Source organism: Acinetobacter tibetensis (assembly GCF_023824315.1).
GTDB classification, from domain to species: domain Bacteria; phylum Pseudomonadota; class Gammaproteobacteria; order Pseudomonadales; family Moraxellaceae; genus Acinetobacter; species Acinetobacter tibetensis.
In genome coordinates, this window is record NZ_CP098732.1 from 652542 (window position 1) to 670318 (window position 17777).

At 33.9% G+C, this 17777-nt stretch carries 16 protein-coding genes and 2 pseudogenes; 9 read left to right on the forward strand and 9 right to left on the reverse strand.

Annotated elements, in window-relative coordinates; genetic code table 11:
• Window positions 1-12: 12 nt before the first annotated feature.
• Together M5E07_RS03130 and fghA are read left to right on the forward strand one after the other, a co-directional pair.
• A pseudogene (locus tag M5E07_RS03130) lies at window positions 13-453 on the forward strand (alpha/beta hydrolase-fold protein); the annotation flags it as partial.
• A 193-nt stretch (window positions 454-646) separates the two neighbouring features.
• Window positions 647-1471, forward strand: coding sequence for an S-formylglutathione hydrolase (gene fghA / locus M5E07_RS03135; RefSeq protein ID WP_252221820.1), 825 nt, complete (start codon window positions 647-649; stop codon window positions 1469-1471).
• 186 nt (window positions 1472-1657) lie between these two features.
• Here fghA and drt3b read toward each other — a convergent pair whose 3' ends face one another.
• The 3 genes from drt3b to M5E07_RS03150 all read right to left on the reverse strand — a co-directional run bounded on the left by drt3b (window position 1658) and on the right by M5E07_RS03150 (window position 5598).
• Window positions 1658-3622: an antiviral reverse transcriptase Drt3b gene (gene drt3b, locus M5E07_RS03140; RefSeq protein ID WP_252221823.1), complete on the reverse strand. Its 1965-nt coding sequence runs from the start codon at window positions 3620-3622 to the stop codon at window positions 1658-1660.
• A gap of 9 nt (window positions 3623-3631) precedes the next feature.
• Window positions 3632-4885, reverse strand: coding sequence for an antiviral reverse transcriptase Drt3a (gene drt3a, locus M5E07_RS03145; protein WP_252221826.1), 1254 nt, complete (start codon window positions 4883-4885; stop codon window positions 3632-3634).
• Window positions 4886-5094: 209 nt separating this feature from the next.
• The gene (locus M5E07_RS03150; RefSeq protein WP_252221829.1) at window positions 5095-5598 is read right to left on the reverse strand and encodes a hypothetical protein; all 504 of its coding nucleotides are present in this window, start codon (window positions 5596-5598) and stop codon (window positions 5095-5097) included.
• 75 nt (window positions 5599-5673) lie between these two features.
• On the opposite strand from M5E07_RS03150, the gene M5E07_RS03155 reads away from it, so the two are divergent.
• Entirely contained in the window at window positions 5674-5883 is a 210-nt protein-coding gene (locus M5E07_RS03155; protein WP_252221832.1) for a helix-turn-helix domain-containing protein, read from the forward strand.
• Between the two features lie 30 nt (window positions 5884-5913).
• Here the strand turns inward: M5E07_RS03155 and M5E07_RS03160 are convergent, their stop codons facing one another.
• The 5 genes from M5E07_RS03160 to M5E07_RS03180 are packed head-to-tail and all read right to left on the reverse strand — an operon-like array spanning window position 5914 to window position 11804.
• Complete coding sequence (locus tag M5E07_RS03160) at window positions 5914-6210, reverse strand: hypothetical protein (protein ID WP_252221836.1); 297 nt, start codon at window positions 6208-6210, stop codon at window positions 5914-5916.
• A 19-nt stretch (window positions 6211-6229) separates the two neighbouring features.
• On the reverse strand, window positions 6230-6637 hold the full coding sequence (locus M5E07_RS03165; RefSeq protein WP_252221839.1) for a hypothetical protein: 408 nt from the start codon (window positions 6635-6637) through the stop codon (window positions 6230-6232).
• Window positions 6630-8630, reverse strand: a complete 2001-nt coding sequence (locus M5E07_RS03170) for a site-specific integrase (RefSeq protein ID WP_252221842.1) — start codon at window positions 8628-8630, stop codon at window positions 6630-6632. The genes M5E07_RS03165 and M5E07_RS03170 overlap by 8 nt, the downstream gene beginning before the upstream one ends.
• Window positions 8623-10416 carry a hypothetical protein gene (locus tag M5E07_RS03175; RefSeq protein WP_252221845.1) on the reverse strand — a complete coding sequence of 598 codons (1794 nt, stop codon included), beginning with the start codon at window positions 10414-10416 and terminating at the stop codon, window positions 8623-8625. The genes M5E07_RS03170 and M5E07_RS03175 overlap by 8 nt, the downstream gene beginning before the upstream one ends.
• A gap of 5 nt (window positions 10417-10421) precedes the next feature.
• Entirely contained in the window at window positions 10422-11804 is a 1383-nt protein-coding gene (locus tag M5E07_RS03180) for a tyrosine-type recombinase/integrase (RefSeq protein WP_252221848.1), read from the reverse strand.
• 95 nt (window positions 11805-11899) lie between these two features.
• Here M5E07_RS03180 and M5E07_RS03185 point away from each other — a divergent pair.
• Window positions 11900-12301 (forward strand): annotated as a pseudogene (locus M5E07_RS03185) (alpha/beta hydrolase-fold protein); the annotation flags it as partial.
• 16 nt (window positions 12302-12317) lie between these two features.
• Here the strand turns inward: M5E07_RS03185 and M5E07_RS03190 are convergent.
• The gene (locus M5E07_RS03190) at window positions 12318-12593 is read right to left on the reverse strand and encodes a DUF2218 domain-containing protein (protein ID WP_252221851.1); all 276 of its coding nucleotides are present in this window, start codon (window positions 12591-12593) and stop codon (window positions 12318-12320) included.
• A gap of 157 nt (window positions 12594-12750) precedes the next feature.
• On the opposite strand from M5E07_RS03190, the gene rpe reads away from it, so the two are divergent.
• From rpe to M5E07_RS03215, 5 genes are all read left to right on the forward strand, one after another.
• Window positions 12751-13437: a ribulose-phosphate 3-epimerase gene (gene rpe, locus M5E07_RS03195; protein WP_252221856.1), complete on the forward strand. Its 687-nt coding sequence runs from the start codon at window positions 12751-12753 to the stop codon at window positions 13435-13437.
• A gap of 380 nt (window positions 13438-13817) precedes the next feature.
• Window positions 13818-14288, forward strand: coding sequence for a hypothetical protein (locus M5E07_RS03200; protein WP_252221859.1), 471 nt, complete (start codon window positions 13818-13820; stop codon window positions 14286-14288).
• A gap of 49 nt (window positions 14289-14337) precedes the next feature.
• A complete protein-coding gene (locus M5E07_RS03205) occupies window positions 14338-16476 on the forward strand; it encodes a multicopper oxidase domain-containing protein (RefSeq protein ID WP_252221862.1) in 2139 nt (712 codons plus the stop codon).
• The gene (locus M5E07_RS03210) at window positions 16463-16774 is read left to right on the forward strand and encodes a hypothetical protein (RefSeq protein ID WP_252221865.1); all 312 of its coding nucleotides are present in this window, start codon (window positions 16463-16465) and stop codon (window positions 16772-16774) included. The genes M5E07_RS03205 and M5E07_RS03210 overlap by 14 nt, the downstream gene beginning before the upstream one ends.
• A complete protein-coding gene (locus M5E07_RS03215; RefSeq protein WP_252221868.1) occupies window positions 16761-17768 on the forward strand; it encodes a copper resistance protein B in 1008 nt (335 codons plus the stop codon). The genes M5E07_RS03210 and M5E07_RS03215 overlap by 14 nt, the downstream gene beginning before the upstream one ends.
• Window positions 17769-17777: the final 9 nt, after the last annotated feature.

The following is a 17777-nucleotide window of genomic DNA, read 5'->3' on the forward strand; positions in this document are numbered from 1 at the left end:
AAGGAATTCAAGATGGAATTATTACAAAAAAATCGCTGTTTTGATGGTGAGCAACGCATTTATCGTTTTAATTCCCAAACACTCAAAGGCGATAGTCGTTTTGCTGTGTATTTACCCCCGCAAGCGCTTGATGGTAAAGCATGTCCTGCGTTATTTTACCTTGCAGGCTTAACCTGTACTGAAGAAACTTTTGCCATTAAAGCACATGCACAACGCATGGCAGCACAATTAGGTTTGATTCTGATTATGCCTGACACTTCACCGCGTGGTGAGCAAGTGGCGCAAGGTGATCATTGGGATATTGGTCAGGGTGCGGGTTTCTATATCAATACGACACAAGCACCATGGGCTGAACATTATCAAATGGAAAGCTTCATTGTTCATGAGCTTTATGATCTAGTGTTGCAACAATTCCAGATCCAGCAAAACCGTATTGGTATTTTTGGACATAGCAAACAATGTTTTTTTGAAAATATGGAAAATATTTTAGTTTGTTGATTTTTATAAGTTTTAATAAGTAAGTTAAAAATTCCATAAAAAAATCCATATTTCAGCAGAATATATCAAATTTTCTTGTTAAAAATTCCATACTTTTTCATATCCACGCTACTATATTCAGTAATAAAAATTATTGGAGTATTTATCCGTGGAAAGATTAGAAAGACATGCTTCATTTGGCGGTTGGCAGGAAGTATATAAGCATGAGTCGGAAGTGTTGAAGTGTTCAATGAATTTTTCAATTTATATTCCACCACATGATAATAATGAAAAACTACCCGTAATTTATTGGCTTTCAGGTCTTACATGTAATGAACAAAACTTTATTACAAAAGCAGGAGCACAAAAATATGCCTCTGAACATAAAGTGATTATTGTTGCTCCTGACACGAGTCCAAGAGGTGAATTTGTGCCAGATGATGAAAGTTACGATCTAGGTCAAGGCGCAGGTTTTTATTTGAATGCAACTCAAGAACCTTGGTCAAAAAATTATAGAATGTATGATTACATTGTTGATGAGTTAAGAACTTTAATCGATCAAAATTTCCCTACAAATAAAGTTCAAAGCATTATGGGGCATAGTGCTGGTGGGCATGGGGCATTAGTCATAGGATTAAGAAATCCTGAGATATATAAGAGTATTTCTGCATTCTCCCCAATTGTTGCACCTTCTCAAGTTCCTTGGGGTCAAAAGGCATTTACTGCTTATCTTGGTACAGATCAGACTTTATGGTCTGACTATGATGCTGTCGAGCTAATCAAATCCAGTTCCGTGAAGATGCCTATTTTAGTTGATCAAGGTAGTGACGATTCTTTCCTAAAAGAACAATTGAAGCCTGAAATCTTAGCAGATGTCTGTAAAGAGAAAGACTATCCAGTTACTTTAAACATGAGAGATGGATATGATCATAGTTATTATTTTATAGCTAGTTTTATAGAAAAACATATAAAGTTTCATATGAATAATAGGTAGGAAACAAGTAGCTCTCTGGGTGTGTGGATAACCTAAAGGCTACCGCTCATAAAACTTAAAAAGCTATCAAAACAATAAAGTATGATAGCTTTTCTTATAATAGAGACCTGTTTTTGCAGGTGAGCACATTAAATTGCTTCAATGTGAGAAGAGAACTACTTGCTTCCTGATCGTAAGTCTATATTACTAATATGCTCGCTTCAACTCTTTCTTTTCTAAAGAGTTAAGCAAATCTATCTCAGCCCAATTGATTTGCCATGTACTTCCAATCATCTGAGTAGTTATATTATTTACGTCAGTATCATTTAAAGAGGGGGATATGTGAATTTTTTTTGAGATGGCTTTAATCCATTGTTTTCTAAACTTTGATGGTATATATGGACAACTTAGTACATCTAAAAGTAAGTGTGCTTTTTCACTATTGGTTGTTATATCACTTAAATCTGAAAATTGTGAGCGTAGATACTTAATTAATTTATCGCGTATATTGCTATAGCATGAAGCATCTTTGATATAAAAAAGATATGAAATAACAGTGAAGTACGAATAAGATTCTTCATTTGAACAAATATCATTTATAACCGATTCGGGGATGAGATAAGACTCTCCTAGTTCGCGTACTGATAAAAGTATATTGAGATTCTCTAAATGAATAAAACCTGACGCAGGTGTTACGTGATGTCCTTGTGATTCATCCTGAATGAGTTTAATTGTAAGATCGTAAATTTTATGGCAAATTTCTTCCTCATAATCTACCAATTTAAGCCTGACAAACCTTATTATTAAGATAATACTCGTGCTTAATTTATAAGAAGAACTTACAGAAGGGGCAACACTATATAAGAAAAATAGTACATCCAATATAGTCTTTAAAGCTTTGGCATAATTTTGAATTTCTATTAATTCAATTTCACCATCTACATCAATCAATCGTTTTATACGTTCATTAATTGAAGAAATAAAAAATGAAGATATTTCATTGTATGTGACTTGGTTAATTCCACATAAACTTCTAACAGAATCAATAAATGATCTATTAAGTCTCCAAGATGAATATATAACTTTAGGTTTTAATCTATTATTTTCATCTTTTTTTAAAAATTTCTCAAAGAATGAATCAATAAGATCATTAGCACCATAAATTAATTGAGACTTTTTACTAGAGAATGGTCTAAATGTAATTGTTGATTTTGAAGAATTAGTATGAAGGTTAAATTTCATTAATATATCTGAATATGTTGAATATACTTTTTTAGCTAATTCTTCATTAGTTGCAAAGATGTAAACATCATCGACATACCTGCGGAATACGTAGTGGTTGTCAAATAATATACTATTCTGACTTAGATTATTAATAACTATATTATCAATTTTTTGAAAAATAATTTCAGAAAATATCCTACTAACTTCAGGTCCTATAGGAATACCATTTGTTTCATTATCATTTCCATGGCGAATAACTATATCAAAATCATTACCAAATGAACTAGATTTTAAATTTTTTTTGATAAACTCTTTCTCTTTAGTAGCCCATGCCATTGAGTGTGTATAAATACTGTCAAAACATTTTGATACATCTAATGTCATTTGTACTTGATATTTCTTTTCAAGTGAAAAATAATCAGTTGAGTTAAAAAACTTATAAAGACGGTCATATCCCTTGTACGAGAAGAACGAAGGAGTATGTTTGGCATAGCCATCAACAGTCTCTGAGGTAAATGAAGAAGTTTTATATTTATAAATATTTTCCCAAGAACTTTTAGAAAAAAAAGAGCTGGCAATAGATTTAGGTGTTCTTATGGAAGCAGGGCTATTATTACAAAAGTAGAGTATTAATTTACTATAATCTTTATAAAAATCACGTATCTTCCATTGAGATAATGGGTGCAATAGAGCAAGCCTTCGATATTCTAAAGCATTTTTCCTAATTTTATAAAGATAAGGTTTAGTTGACTTGTACTTCAATTGGTCATTATCACCAAAAACAATACTCTTTATTAATTTTCTTTCAAAATCTGAAGAGTTTTCAATATTTTTAACACGATTATATAAACCATCATTTGAAAATATTATAGGTGTTTCATATGGTAGGGTTTCTGTTATGAGAACTCTATCAAAATCACTATGCTTAATAAGGTTTTTCTGTGGCATAATTTTAACTCAGTATTTCCAACATTTCTTAATTTCACCAATACGACTTTGAGAGAAATGAATAAATTTTTTATCAGTATGACCTTTAATAAAACTATTTAGGAGAAGTTCTCTTTTCATTTTAGAAGTAAGTAATGAGTTTAGTAAGATAGCTAACCTTCCATGTTTTGATAAAACTATTCTTCTAAAATAATGGTCTAAATCTTTTAAGTTTTTCACATTATTTTGAATTTCAGGATAATTATAAAAAATCCCTGCTAATTTTGTTTTATTTATATGAGGATTGAAAACTCGAAAGTTTCCAGTTAGAAATTTAATACGGTCTTTTAATAAATTCCAGTCTTTGGTCTTTGTGAAATCATAAAATGCTCGTGATATTCTTTGCTTATATTTATTAGCTTTCTTTGTTGCAATATCAATATCAATGACACGAAAGTCACTCTTGATTTTTTTATATGGGTCACTCACATTAAATTTGTAGCCAAGATATTCAAAACTATAAATAATTTTTTGGGGGTTGGTATCTTTGACAGTCACCAAAGGTAAAATTTTATGGGAAATTTCTTTTTTTAATGAATTTAAAATTAAACCATTTGGCAAAGAGTTTCCTATATATTTTAAAAATATTTTTTGATCTTCATCTCCAGTAGAAATTAAAATAATATCATCTACATATCTTGAGTAAAAAAATATATTTTTATCATTATTCATTCTTAAATCAAAATCTTGCATTATTAGTTCACTAATGCAAGAGCTTATAGGTAAACCTCTTGGAACACCACTTCCACCATTATTTTGGTGCATTACTAAAAGATGTTTGATAAGTGATTTAGTTTTAGGTGATAGGGCATGATTAGTGTGAATCTTATCAAAAATAATATTATGAGGAATAGATTCATAAAATTTACTAATATCTAAACGGTAGATTCTGTAAGGAGTACCTTCTCTTAATAATAATTTAAGATTTTGAATGATATTTGAACGATTTGTTGTCTGAATGCTACATCCCTTACGAAGATTAAGAGCAAGTTTTCTTTCAACAATTCTATCACTGTGTTTGTATAGCTTATATACTAGATTATTTTTTATTTGAAATGTCACTAATGGATTCATTGGGAATCCAAATTTTGTTTGTGCTGATATGACTGATTCTTCTAATAAAGTTTCTCCGTAAGGAGCTTGATTTATACTAGGTATGCCAAGAAAATCACTTTTGCGTATAACCTTAATCAGACCTTTTTTACAAAATGTTTGGTTTTCCATTTTAGGTAAACTTCTATATCTTAAAGGGGGTGTATAAATAGTTAAGATTTTCATTAATTTTAAAATATAAAAATTATCTAGGATTAAATTCATATTCAAAAACTTATGCTTCAGATCAGCTTGAATTATTTATGCTGTTGACTACAGCGTGTAATTAAGCTGTTGAATATAATACTATAATTAATCCGATAAACCTATGATTCTGAGCTTTAAAATTTCTTAAAGATGATCTGATTTAGCACATCTAATTTAGTTTTAATAGTTTTGAGCTCTATTCTCTTTGATGCGCATGTATTGTTCAGCTCTAAAGCGAATAATGGGATTTCCTTTTTCAATTCTTCAATAGCTTCAATTTGATCGGTCAAAATTTCTACTCTCATTCTTAGTGTTTGGCAATGATTATCAAGTGCGGAAATCTTTTGATCCTCTTTTGGGCAAAAGAGTTCACGAAATTCTTCCATTTTTAATGTCTCTGAGTAGGTGGTACAACCCATTTCATTCTTATCAGAGTCGATAATTAAAAATTTTCCTCGTTCCAACCTAAGTACAAACCTGTAAACATTCTGGTAATTGATGTTTGTTTTTTCAACATCAAAATCTTGTCTGATTTTTTTCCAAAAATCATTAGCTTGCCAAGAGGTAATGTGATTTGTCCTAAGGACTGTCATCATTTCATTGAAAAATGGAAGCTGAGAATATGGTAGTAGTTTCATAATTAAAAATGAGGATTATAAACCGTGGATTAAAAACCTTCAATTATTGATAGTTCTTGTATTTGGACAGTAGTCATGAATCAAGGGCTTGCGCAATCAATAGGAGTTTTAATTAGAAGCACTCGCAAGCAAGAAAACATTAGTCAAGAGCAATTGGCGCTTTTGACAGGCATAGATCGGAGCTACTTAGGTAGAATAGAACGAGGGGAGGTGAGTGTGACAGTTGAAAAATTGGCTCAGATTGCCGTGATATTAAACGTAGATATTAAGAGTTTAATACCTTAGCATATGCTTCAATTGAACATCTGTTCTGTTCTAATAATGTCTTTTTCTCATTTTTAAATATTCTTTAATTGCCCATAAGAAGCTACCAATTAGAACTATCTCGAAAAAAGCGATACGACGCATTTTTTCGTAGTGCTTTACAAAAATGGGTGTGAAATCAATGATTGACTTTGATGCCTTATTTACAGTTTCTAAAAGCAAGTGTTGCATCCATGTGTCTAGCAAGATAAACAGAATCATACCTAGACAAGGTAAAAGTAAAATAGCTTTCCGCCTATGTACAATTTCTATAAATGTATAAAACTCAGTAATCAACCAATCTTTCACTAAGAAATTCACTATTTTATTAATTTTTGAAGTTTATGATTTTATTATTATTTTCTTCGTTTAGGAACTGAATTTCTCGTTTTAACTGATGATTTTCAAATATTAAAGAATTGATTTGGCTAAGCTGAGCATCATACTTGTCCTGAAGTTCTTTCAATTGTTGCTTGAGCTTTAATGTTTCAGTCTGCAATACAATTTTTGAGTTTTTCTTACTATATTCTTTGCCCAGCCTTTTCGCTTCTGCTTCTTTAATATCATCCAATAATTCTGCTAGCTCTGGACGTGAGCGCTTAACAGCACCTCTTTTAAGCCCTGCTTCTAATGCTACAGTATCGTTATTAATTTTAGAGCCTTTAGGTACACGGATTGGTGTATTTGAAATTAAACGATTTAAGGCTTCATTTAAATTAATTAACGCTTTAGACATTTTTGACCTCTATATATTTATGACGAATTTTTTCGAGGAGTTGATCTACAGCTTTAACTTCTTGCATGTATTGCTCATACAAAAGAGTTTGACCATTATCCAATTTTAATTGAGCAATTCTAGCGTATGAGTCTTTTGCTAATTCAAGTGCATCGATAGAATCTTCATTAAAGATTGAATAGGAGCAAGGAATACAAGCGGTAATGTATGAAAAGCCTAATTTATTACAACCTGAGACACGAGAGCAACCACCTAAAACTGTTTTTCGATAGGCGACTTTTCCTTCAAAAATATACTTTTCTGTCTGTTTCTTGTCAGTTAAGAATAGGGGAGCCTTTTTTTGGTCTTTGAGTACTTGTAGACGTGTACCTTCGCCTCCAAATAAAAGTGAATCTTTTTGAATTACATCTTTTGTAAAATCGGATAATTGCTCGTATAGAGTTTGATTTCTATATTCTTTAATTAAGCTTGATTCATATTCTACCTCACCAAGATTGGCATCTTGAATAATGTTATGAGCATTCATATAATTTTTACTGTAGTACAAGGTCATATCGTAAGTGATATGTTTCAACTGACGTTTTAAAGTAGGAATATTAACTAACCCACTTCGAGCGCAATACACTGTCAAAGACCTTCTAAATTGATGTGTGGTAAATTTCCAAGGCTTGCCAATTTCAAGTTTGTATTCGCCTAACCAATCAATCATGGGATTGAACGTGCTTAATTCATGTAAATCATCCTCTGTGAAAATGATGGGTTCAATTGTCCTATATATTGAAAGTCGATCTTCCATAAAACCACCTAAAGGCATTCCAAATATTGGATGTAAAGACTTTTCATGTTTAATAGCAAATGAAGGAAGTAGAGGATATTTTTGGATTTCTAGGTTTGAGGGAACCCCTCGTTTAGTACTCCATGTTTTATGTATCTCTCCTAATTTACGTAATGTATTAATTACATTATGTATGATGCTAGATGAGACCCAATAGGTTGCTACAGCTCCAACTTGTGTAAACTTACTCGTGGTACCTTTTAGAATCCATGCGGAGGGCAAATTTTTTCTTGGTACTTCCTGAAATGATTGATAATTTAAATTTAAAGCCTCAGATTTACGCATACCACTAAAACTAAGGATTAAAAAAGCTCCTAAATTCTGAATAGCCTGTATAAAGAATAAAACACGCTGACTAAATATTAAATTATATTTTTGCCCTAGCTCTGTTAATCCTGATTGTTTTAGCATGGCTTGAAATTTTTTTGGTTTTTCACTGAAATTAGTTCCATCTTTGTATGTGTAAAAATCATCGTTAAGCATCAAAAGATGGAGTCCATCCATAAAAGGCTGTATTTCATCAAAAAAATTTAAGCCACTATCAATAAATTTTGCATAGATTCTTGATGGAATAAGGAGAGTTTGCTTATGCTCTTTCATTTCAGAAACATGAGAATTTTTTATATCCTGAATAAATTTTTCATCAAATCCAAAATCATTTATTTGATAAAGCATTCCTGCTTTATTAATTGAATTTAGTATGCTCACGTATTTCTTTTTCGTTTCCCAACTAACATTAGATAAATGAACTTTTAAAGCTTTAAGAAGTAATCCATTTTTTTTAATCTTTGTGAAATCACATTGGAAATCAAGACATAAGTATGCAATTTTTCTCAACATAAAAAAACTATTGAATACCGTTGCTAACGTAATATTGTTATCACGTCGTTTTCTTGAGAATATAATGAAAAAAAGTGTTATTTTTATTTGATTTATTAAAATATTTGTATTGCTAGAATGATGGCTTAAAGTGAAATCTATTTCTGTATTTCCAGTATAGTTATGGGCATAACAACCTAATTCCCAAATTTGACTTTCAAAGTAACTTAGTGGCTGTCCTAGTGTATCTAGGCTGACAACCGTATCATTTTGAGGGTGGAGGTTAAAATCAAATTTAGAGGCTCCAAATATTTTGGAAATAGCAGTTGTTCTAGTCATAAAAATCTATACCTAAATCAGTAAGTGTATTTAGCATAATTTCGAAGAAAGGGCTTAGAATCCCTTTATTTATTAATTTTCTCCCTGAAAGTATGACTCCATGTTTTTCAGGGTTATTCGTGATTATAAAATCTAAAATCTCATTAATTTTTTGTATAACTAGATAAATGTTTTCCGAATTTGGAGCTGAACTTGCCATTTCAAATACTTTTTTTGCAGATAACAGTTTATGAATATCTTCTTCATCACTATGTACAACGAAGTTTTCACAGAATAAGCAAGAAATAGGATTTGAGCAGTTAGGTGGTTCAAGGTCTAAGTTATCATAAATAGTATTAAGACTAGGATTTTTAGAAGAACAATGTCCCATATCTGTATTCAAAGTATTGGGTAAATCTAATTTTATATCTTTAAATTTATTAGCAATAATAGGAGCAGAATTTGCAATACTTTGAAAGGTATCAGTCATCTCTGACAAAACTTGTTGTTCTGTAGCTTCATTGTAGGCAGTGCTAACAGTATGAGGTGTATTTCCTAACTTTTTAGCTACAACTTGAATATTTTTACTCTCATTATGATAGATATTTGCAATGGTACTTCTAATATTACTAATAGGTATCCATTCAATTTTTTGAAATTTTATTTTGAACCATTTTCGATAGAGATTGTGCTGATTCTCGCTGTAAGAAATTAACTTATTTTTTTTATGGATAGTCAAAGGGTTACTTAGTCCAAAGAACAAAAAATTTTCTTCATTTGATAAGTCTAAATTATCTTTAACCCAATTCCGAAACAATATAAAGTCATTTAAAAGTTTTTTAAATTTCAGTGGAATTGATAATTCAATCTTCTTATATCCAGCTCTAGGTTTAACCGTGATTACTCTTATACCTTTTGTTGAGGAATCTAAGTTTTTAAAATCATCAATTTTTAAACTTAAAATTTGAGAGAAATTAATGGCTGTAACTGAAGCAAAGCAATTTACAAAAGCAGAGCATGCTAAATTAATCATTTTTATTTTATTTTTATGAATAACCTTGAGAATATCTCTGTGTGATTCAGGAGTTTTAAAAAAACTTTCAATAATTAGTTTGGTTTTTAAGTCTTGTATGCTAAATGATATTGGTAAATGGGAGATCGCATTAGTAGTTAATATTAAATTTAAAATTAAAAAAATACTTTCATTCGCCTTATAGAATGACTGAAAATCATGTTCTGGTTTAGGTTGATTGTGTGCTTTATGTTTTGATGCTATTTCTATATAACTATTTTTTATTAACTTGATATCTACTTCGAGTGAACGTGATAGAATTTCAGCCAAAACCGTTTGCTTTCTATTATATGCCCCCATATCTGCAATAGAGTTTTTGAGCTTACTTGCTCTAGTCATAATTAAATTTTGAGTATAATCTTGATAAATTTTAAAAGCTTTATTCTTATTATAAATTCCTAGCTCAATCTTATTTGAATACAGATCTTTTGTAATACTTCTAATGATCTTGAAATAGTGTTGAAGTGATGCGTGAGAATATATTTTTGCCATATGTAGCACATATTCATGTAGTGGCTTAATTAATTCACTTATTAGTGAGTTATCTTCTACAAAAGGACTGGCATGAATTCTACGATCAACCTTGGAATGTTCTAAATATAAAATTGTTCCAAAATCAATGTAGTGATTTGTTCCGCGTAGTTTTAATTTTAAAACTACATTAGGCAGAAAGGCTTCACTTAAAGCTTCATATTCTTCTGGATATAGATATTGAATACTTCTTTCAACTAGCATAGTTTTTATTTCATCTCATTAATATTAAATAATATTTTTTCAAAATTTTCATCTGTCTTATTAGTAAGATTTGAAAAAGCTATATATCGTACATAATGAATAGTACTCATGATATTTCTATGCCCCATTCTGCTTTGAATGTAGGGTAAAATTTGATCAATATCATTAACATGCTTTGAGGCAGATAAAAGCAAGTTGACTCCAAAAGTTGCACGTAAATCATGTAATGTGAATGTTCTTATATCCTCTTTATTTTTGTGCATTAAATTTATTAATTTAGTTAGTGCTTGCCGTGCGGAATTACCTTTATGTATTGATGATTTGATATTGTTTGGTATTGTTTTTAGGTTTCTATCTTCGATTTCTTTCATTGAGGTGTAGTATGGGTTTCCATATTTAGTGAGAAAGATATAATTTTCATCAGTAGCTCTATAAAAACTCTGAGATGCTCTTTTTTTCCAAGACTCTGAACTCAAGTATTGGTTTATATCTTTAATTAACCATGTTGGTACTTTTAAATTTTGCGTATAGCCACCTTTAGTGTCTATGATTGATTTTCCACCAATTTGAATACTGTAGGTATCATCAAAACTATTTGGCATTTGTTTTTTTAGTAACTCTTTTATATGAAATACTCTCAGCGTACAGATAGTCTGCAATCTTGCCCCTGTGTATAGAGCCATATAGCAAATAAGTTGAAAATCCCTAGAACTGTATTGTTCTAAATACTTAAGAAAAATTTGTTGTTCAATCATAGAAAGAGGGTGAAGCCGTCCTCCATCGATAATTTCATCACCATATGAGGGACGGGGGCTATGTCTAATTTTTAAATTTGAAGTATCAATCTGTTTTTTATAGACATCACCTGTCGATGAAATACAAGATACATATGTCCTAATTTTCTCATATGGTCTATTTTTTAGTTCTTCTGGTGTAAAGACATTTTCTGAAATTAAGAAATCATAAAAGCGCAGAATCCTATTCATCCTCTGACGAGCCGTACTTGGTGAAATTAAACCTAGTCGAATTCTTTGTAGGAGTGATGTATGGAATTGATAAGTGACTCTTTTTTCAGGTTTAGGTGGTAAATATAAAATGTCTAATTCTGTACTTTCAAGAAATCTAAGAAAATCTATCAGATCGGATGCAACAGATTCTAACAATGCTGTGCTCTTTCGCTGATCTATTAGTAAATGATTAAAATATGCAGAAGCAAGATGCCAAACAGTATTGTCGCTTTTGATTAAAGAGGGAAATTTCGGGCAATAGATGCTTACCATCGGATCAAAGCTATCACTGGCAGAATTAAAATTGGTCGGACGATATTCAGTAATGAAGTTGATGTGAGCTTTTGATTTTGAAAAATAAGACTCTGATTTGTTACTCATCTATCCTTTCTCTATGTAATTTGCTTGTTCACAAGATGCTGAAAATTCCATATAGTTTTTATAGCACGTTGCAGAAGCATACTACACAAAGTACATTGTCAATGGGTGGGCATGGTGCTTTAACTTTAGCATTTAAATATCCTGAAAAATTTAAATCAGTTTCAGCATTTGCACCTATTTGTGCACCAAGCCTATGCCCTTGGGGAGAAAAAGCATTTTCAAACTATTTAGGTAAGGATCAAGTGGTTTGGAAGCAGCACGATGCGACAGTATTGGTGGGCGAAAAAGGTGCTTTATTTAATGAAATATTGATTGATCAAGGTTTGGATGATCAATTTTATAGCCAGTTAAATCCTGCATTATTCCAACAAGCCTGTGCACAAGTCGGGCAAACTTTGACCTTACGTGAGCATGCTGGCTATGATCATGGTTATTATTTTATTCAAAGTTTTATGGATGATCATCTACAATTCCATGCCGTACAACTTGAATCTTAATCCAAACGGGCGGAGTTTAACTCCGCTGCCATTCTGCTTCGAATTCTTGCTGTGCCATACGGCTTAAATGATCGAGCACCACTTTTTCCAAGTGATCCATTTTTTCTGCGGACGCAGTAATTTCAACCGCTAAGTATTCTGCTTGTGGCACAAGGCTGACCTGTGCTTCAGGCATAATAATCTCAAATTGCTGTTCAATTTCTTTCACTTCAAATTTATGTTTCCAGTGATTATATAAACGCTTGGCAATACGGGCAGATTCTAGTGTGGCAATTTGACTCGAGCTTTTCATTTCTTTTCATCAGGAGGTTGGAACTTTACCATAACAAATCTAGCAAGCTTGCATAGCGTATCACTGCAACGCAATGTTGCAAAAATGAAATGTCACAGACCTCGGTCGCAGTTTGCTATAATGATGCCATTAAATTAATGAACAGCCAGGTTAATCCATGTCCAAGCCTTATTTAATTGCACCTTCTATTTTATCTGCTGATTTTGCACGTCTAGGTGAAGATGTTGAAAAAGTATTAGAAGCAGGCGCTGACGTGGTGCATTTTGATGTGATGGATAATCACTATGTACCGAATTTAACCTTCGGTGCAGGGATATGTAAGGCATTAAAAAACTATGGCATTAAAGCGCCGATTGATGTGCATTTAATGGTTTCTCCTGTAGACCGTATGATTGGTGATTTCTTGGAGGCAGGGGCAGATATTATTACGTTCCATCCAGAAGCCACTGACCATATTGATCGTTCTTTACAGTTGATTAAAGCTGGTGGTGCTAAAGCAGGTTTAGTCTTTAACCCAGCAACACCTTTACATTATCTTGACTATGTTTTGGACAAGGTCGATCAAATCTTATTGATGAGCGTAAACCCAGGTTTTGGCGGACAAAAATTTATTCCAATGACTTTGGAAAAATTACGTCAAGCGCGCAAGATTATTGATGCCTCAGGTCGTGATATCCGTTTAGAAGTTGATGGTGGTGTTGGTCCTGCCAACATTCGTGCAATTGCAGAAGCTGGTGCGGATATGTTTGTCGCAGGTTCAGCCATTTTTGGTAAACCTGATTATAAAGCTGTGATTGATGAAATGCGTGATGAACTTTCGAAAGTAGGTTCAGTTACAGTTTAAGTCTTATCAATAAAAGTTGTGCAAGTTGTGGATAACTTTGTGGGTAAGCTTGTAGATATCTATGTAGATAACCATATGGATAACTCGTTTAAACAATAAACAATTTCGCATCAAGTGTTTATAGATTAGACTTTATATGTATAAAAAGAGCACATTTGTGCTCTTTTTATTGTTATTAAGCCTTGAAAAAATAGCTGCTTTATTCAGCTAAGCTTAAAAAGAATACAGATTAAAAAATAACAAAGATGAGTGAATTTTTTTAATGAATAGAACGGTCATTGTGAGTGAAAAATGAGAAAAAATTGTGTCTCACTCATTTCTTGAGTATGCTGTATATATGCATTTTGCTGTAATGACCGTCCTCATTTAGGAATCTTAAAGTGTCAACGACTCTCCGCAGACAGTCTTGGTTTGTTTGCTTCATGGCTTTTGTCATGGGGTGGAGTAGTTTCGTCTTTGCCTCTACAATGCCGATGCATGCCAAAATGCTGCAACAGCAAATGGCGGATGCGCAACAAGTCACAGCAGTTGTTGTTTCTGAACATGAGCAGCATCAAAGTGTGGATAAGACACAATCTAATTGTCACTCAGCAACAGCAGCCATGCAGCATCATGCACATATAGATGCTCAAAAGAACCATTGCGAAAGTGGTTTGCATGGTAGTGCAGGCAAACAATGTGCGGACTGTGCTCAATTACATTGCCAGACCTTAAGCGTCTGGCTTGATACGGCTGTCACTGATCCGCTTCAATATTTTCATCCAGATACATTAACCAATCTACATAGCCGTTATACGGCTCAGCATTTAATTGGTTATTGGCAAGAAATTTTACGCCCTCCCAAAGCTTAACTTTATTCAAAAAGCAAAATTTTTATTAATTTCGAATAAAGGTTAAGTCATGTCTATTTTATTTCGTCAAAGCCTTTTGATTGGGCTATGTATATTTTCATCTTCTTGGACGTTGGCTGCGGTTAGGGAATATCACCTGACCATTGATGAAGGTTTGGTCAATGTTACTGGAAAACCACTGAAACGTATTACCGTGAATGGCAAGTTTATAGCGCCATTACTTGAATTTGAAGAAGGTGATGATGCAGTCATTCACGTACATAATAATTTAAAAAATCAGGATTCATCCCTACATTGGCATGGGTTGTTGTTGCCTGGTTTGATGGATGGTGTACCTGGTTTTAATGGGTTTACAGGCATTAAACCCAATCAAGATTTTGTCTACCGTTTTAAAGTTCGCCAGAATGGAACTTATTGGTATCACGCCCATTCCAAAGGACAGGAACAAGATGGTTTATATGGCGCTCTGGTGATTTACCCGAAAAATAAGCAACCTTTAGCAAAGCATGAAAAAACTGAGCGTGATTATGTGGTCATGCTGTCGGATTTTCATGAACAAAAAAGTGACCAAATCCAGAAAAATTTAAAAATTTCTGCCGAATATTATCAAAACCAACGTGAAACTTTGGGGAATGTATGGCAGCAAGTTCAGCGTGATGGACTCAAAGCTACATGGTCTGACCGTTCCATGTGGAACCAGATGCGGATGCTGAAAACGGATCTGTCCGATGTGACGGGCTATACCTTTTTGGTCAATGGTAAAACGCCTGAACAAAACTGGACAGGCATGTTTAAGCCAAATGAAAAAGTCCGTTTACGCATTATTAATGCCTCTGCCATGTCCTTTTTTGATGTGCGGATTCCAAATTTAAAAATGACGGTGGTCAGTGCGGATGGTCAACCTGTTCAGCCAGTGAATGTTGATGAATTTCGTATTGGAACGGCGGAAACCTACGATGTGATTGTTGAGCCAAAACAAGCGAATTATCAGATTGAAGCAGAATCTATTGATCGTTCTGGTTTTGCCATTGCCACTTTGCAGAATGAACTTGCTCCTGTGAAGCCAGCTATACAGATGCCACAAGCTCGACCGCGTGCCTTGTTGAATATGGCAGACATGGGACATGGCAGTGGTGATCAATCTTCTGGTATGGATCATTCGAAGATGAATCATGCAGAGATGCAGGGCATGGATCATTCGAAGATGAATCATGTAGAAATGCAGGGCATGGATCACTCGAAGATGAATCATGCGGAGATGCAGGGTATGGATCATTCGAAGATGGATCATGTAGAAATGCAAAGTATGGATCACTCGAAGATGAATCATGCAGAGATGCAGGGCATGGATCATTCGAAGATGAATCATGTAGAAATGCAGGGCATGGATCACTCGAAGATGAATCATGCGGAGATGCAGGGTATGGATCATTCGAAGATGGATCATGTAGAAATGCAAAGTATGGATCACTCGAAGATGAATCATGCGGAGATGCAGGGTATGGATCATTCAACGATGAACCACGCAGAAATGCAAAGTATGGATCACTCGAAAATGAATCATACTGAAATGTCAGCAACGAATCATTCACAGCATCAACAGATGACATCGACTCAGAAAAATACTGTGGTTGAAGGTTGGGCAAATGCTTCTACACCCGCAGGTGATAAGGCTTTGCAATATAGTGATTTAAAATCATTAACCCCACAACCAGATACCCGTGAAGCAAGCAGTGAACTGGTGATTCGTTTAGGCGGAACTATGGAACGCTATATATGGACCATCAACGGGAAAAAATTTAGTGATGCTGAACCGCTGAAAGTAAAGTATGGCGAACGTATTCGCATTAAATTTATTAATGACAGCATGATGGCGCACCCGATGCATTTACATGGCATGTTTATGCAATTGGAAAATGGGCAAGCAGCGGTTGATATGCCGAATAAACACACCATTGTGGTTCCACCTGCAAAAACTGTGACGGCGTTATTAACTGCGGATGAACTCGGTGAATGGGCGATTCATTGTCATTTGCTGTATCACATGAGCGCAGGCATGATGAATAAATTAATTGTTGCCAATGTGACAGATGGGAAAGTATCGACCACACCTCTATCAGAAGCGAGCCAATCTAAAGTTCAAAATTCAAATACGGAACAACAAGGAGAGCAACATGCACATCACTAATTTATTGCCAAAAATGGTTCTCCTTAGTTCATTAATATTGAGCCAAGTGGCTTTCGCACAAGAACAACAGGCACATGCTACACATCAGTCCATGACTGAATCAAAGGGTCATCACGCTGAGATGGATCATTCTCAAATGCAGCATGAGATGCACAATATGGATCATTCCAATATGCAGCAGATGACAATGCCCGTCAGTTCGAAAGAACCATCTTCAAAACAAGAATCTAGCGACGCTAAAACTGAAAAAGCGAATACTGAACAGCAGGAACAGGGAGATCAACATGCGCAGCATTAATGTATTTCCACAGACTGTTCTGGCGGGTTCTTTGTTGTTGCTGAGTCAGTTGACCTTAGCACAAGCACAGCAAGACCATACCGTGCATCAACAGCAAAGCGAATCACAGGGTCAGCAGGCTGAAATGGATCATTCTGAAATGCAGCATAATATGCCGAGTATGCATCATTCCAGTATGCAGCCAATGGCATCTCATGGCATGACTTCAGCTCCTGATTCGGTCAAACCAGTACAAGCATCACAATCAACCGATCATTCACACCATCAACAAATTCAGGGGAAAGAAGAACCATCTGAAAACAAGCACTCACAGCATGATCATCGTGCAGAACACGGTGCACAGGTTTATATGGTCAATACTTTTGATAATAAGTGGTTGATTGATGAAGGGGGGACAGGCACTTTAAAGTCTGAGTTTGAAACCCGTATTGGTACGGATGAAAATAAACTTTTTATTAAAGTGCACTTAGATAAGCATGAGTCAAATGCGGCTGAATATGAGGTGAAGACACTTTATAGCCGAATGATTTCAGACTTTTGGGATGCACAAATCGGTACACGTTATCGTGTCGAAAAAGTTGAGTTAGATCAGCACCGTAAAGATACCGAAGAAAAATGGGATGCCGTAATTGGTTTACATGGTCTGGCGCCGTATTTCTTTGAAACAGATGCCTATTTATATGTAGGTGAAGATCATTATTCAGGCTTGAGTCTGGAAACAGAGCGAGACTTGTTGTTGACACAAAAGCTTATTTTCCAACCCTATCTAGATGTAGATCTTGTGTTTAGTGATGATTCTAAATATGCCCAAAAAACAGGCTTGAGTAATGTGACAGCAGGTTTGGAAACGCGTTATGAAATCAGTAAAAAGGTCATGCCTTATATTGATATTGCGTATGAATATTCAAAAGGTAATGATGCAACACCTTGGCAGACAGAGAGTGGTTCTGAAAAAGGCTGGCTTTACGGTGCAGGCATTCGTTTTAAGTTCTAAGATCTGAGT

Excerpts from the sequence above, each read along its gene's own strand:
- drt3b (WP_252221823.1), bottom strand. The coding sequence starts at position 3,622 with ATGCCACAGAAAAACCTTATTAAGCATAGTGATTTTGATAGAGTTCTC.
- drt3a (WP_252221826.1), bottom strand. The coding sequence starts at position 4,885 with ATGGAAAACCAAACATTTTGTAAAAAAGGTCTGATTAAGGTTATACGC.
- M5E07_RS03150 (WP_252221829.1), bottom strand. The coding sequence starts at position 5,598 with ATGAAACTACTACCATATTCTCAGCTTCCATTTTTCAATGAAATGATG.
- M5E07_RS03155 (WP_252221832.1), top strand. The coding sequence starts at position 5,674 with ATGAATCAAGGGCTTGCGCAATCAATAGGAGTTTTAATTAGAAGCACT.
- M5E07_RS03165 (WP_252221839.1), bottom strand. The coding sequence starts at position 6,637 with ATGTCTAAAGCGTTAATTAATTTAAATGAAGCCTTAAATCGTTTAATT.
- M5E07_RS03170 (WP_252221842.1), bottom strand. The coding sequence starts at position 8,630 with ATGACTAGAACAACTGCTATTTCCAAAATATTTGGAGCCTCTAAATTT.
- M5E07_RS03175 (WP_252221845.1), bottom strand. The coding sequence starts at position 10,416 with ATGCTAGTTGAAAGAAGTATTCAATATCTATATCCAGAAGAATATGAA.
- M5E07_RS03180 (WP_252221848.1), bottom strand. The coding sequence starts at position 11,804 with ATGAGTAACAAATCAGAGTCTTATTTTTCAAAATCAAAAGCTCACATC.
- M5E07_RS03190 (WP_252221851.1), bottom strand. The coding sequence starts at position 12,593 with ATGAAAAGCTCGAGTCAAATTGCCACACTAGAATCTGCCCGTATTGCC.
- rpe (WP_252221856.1), top strand. The coding sequence starts at position 12,751 with ATGTCCAAGCCTTATTTAATTGCACCTTCTATTTTATCTGCTGATTTT.
- M5E07_RS03205 (WP_252221862.1), top strand. The coding sequence starts at position 14,338 with ATGTCTATTTTATTTCGTCAAAGCCTTTTGATTGGGCTATGTATATTT.
- M5E07_RS03210 (WP_252221865.1), top strand. The coding sequence starts at position 16,463 with ATGCACATCACTAATTTATTGCCAAAAATGGTTCTCCTTAGTTCATTA.
- M5E07_RS03215 (WP_252221868.1), top strand. The coding sequence starts at position 16,761 with ATGCGCAGCATTAATGTATTTCCACAGACTGTTCTGGCGGGTTCTTTG.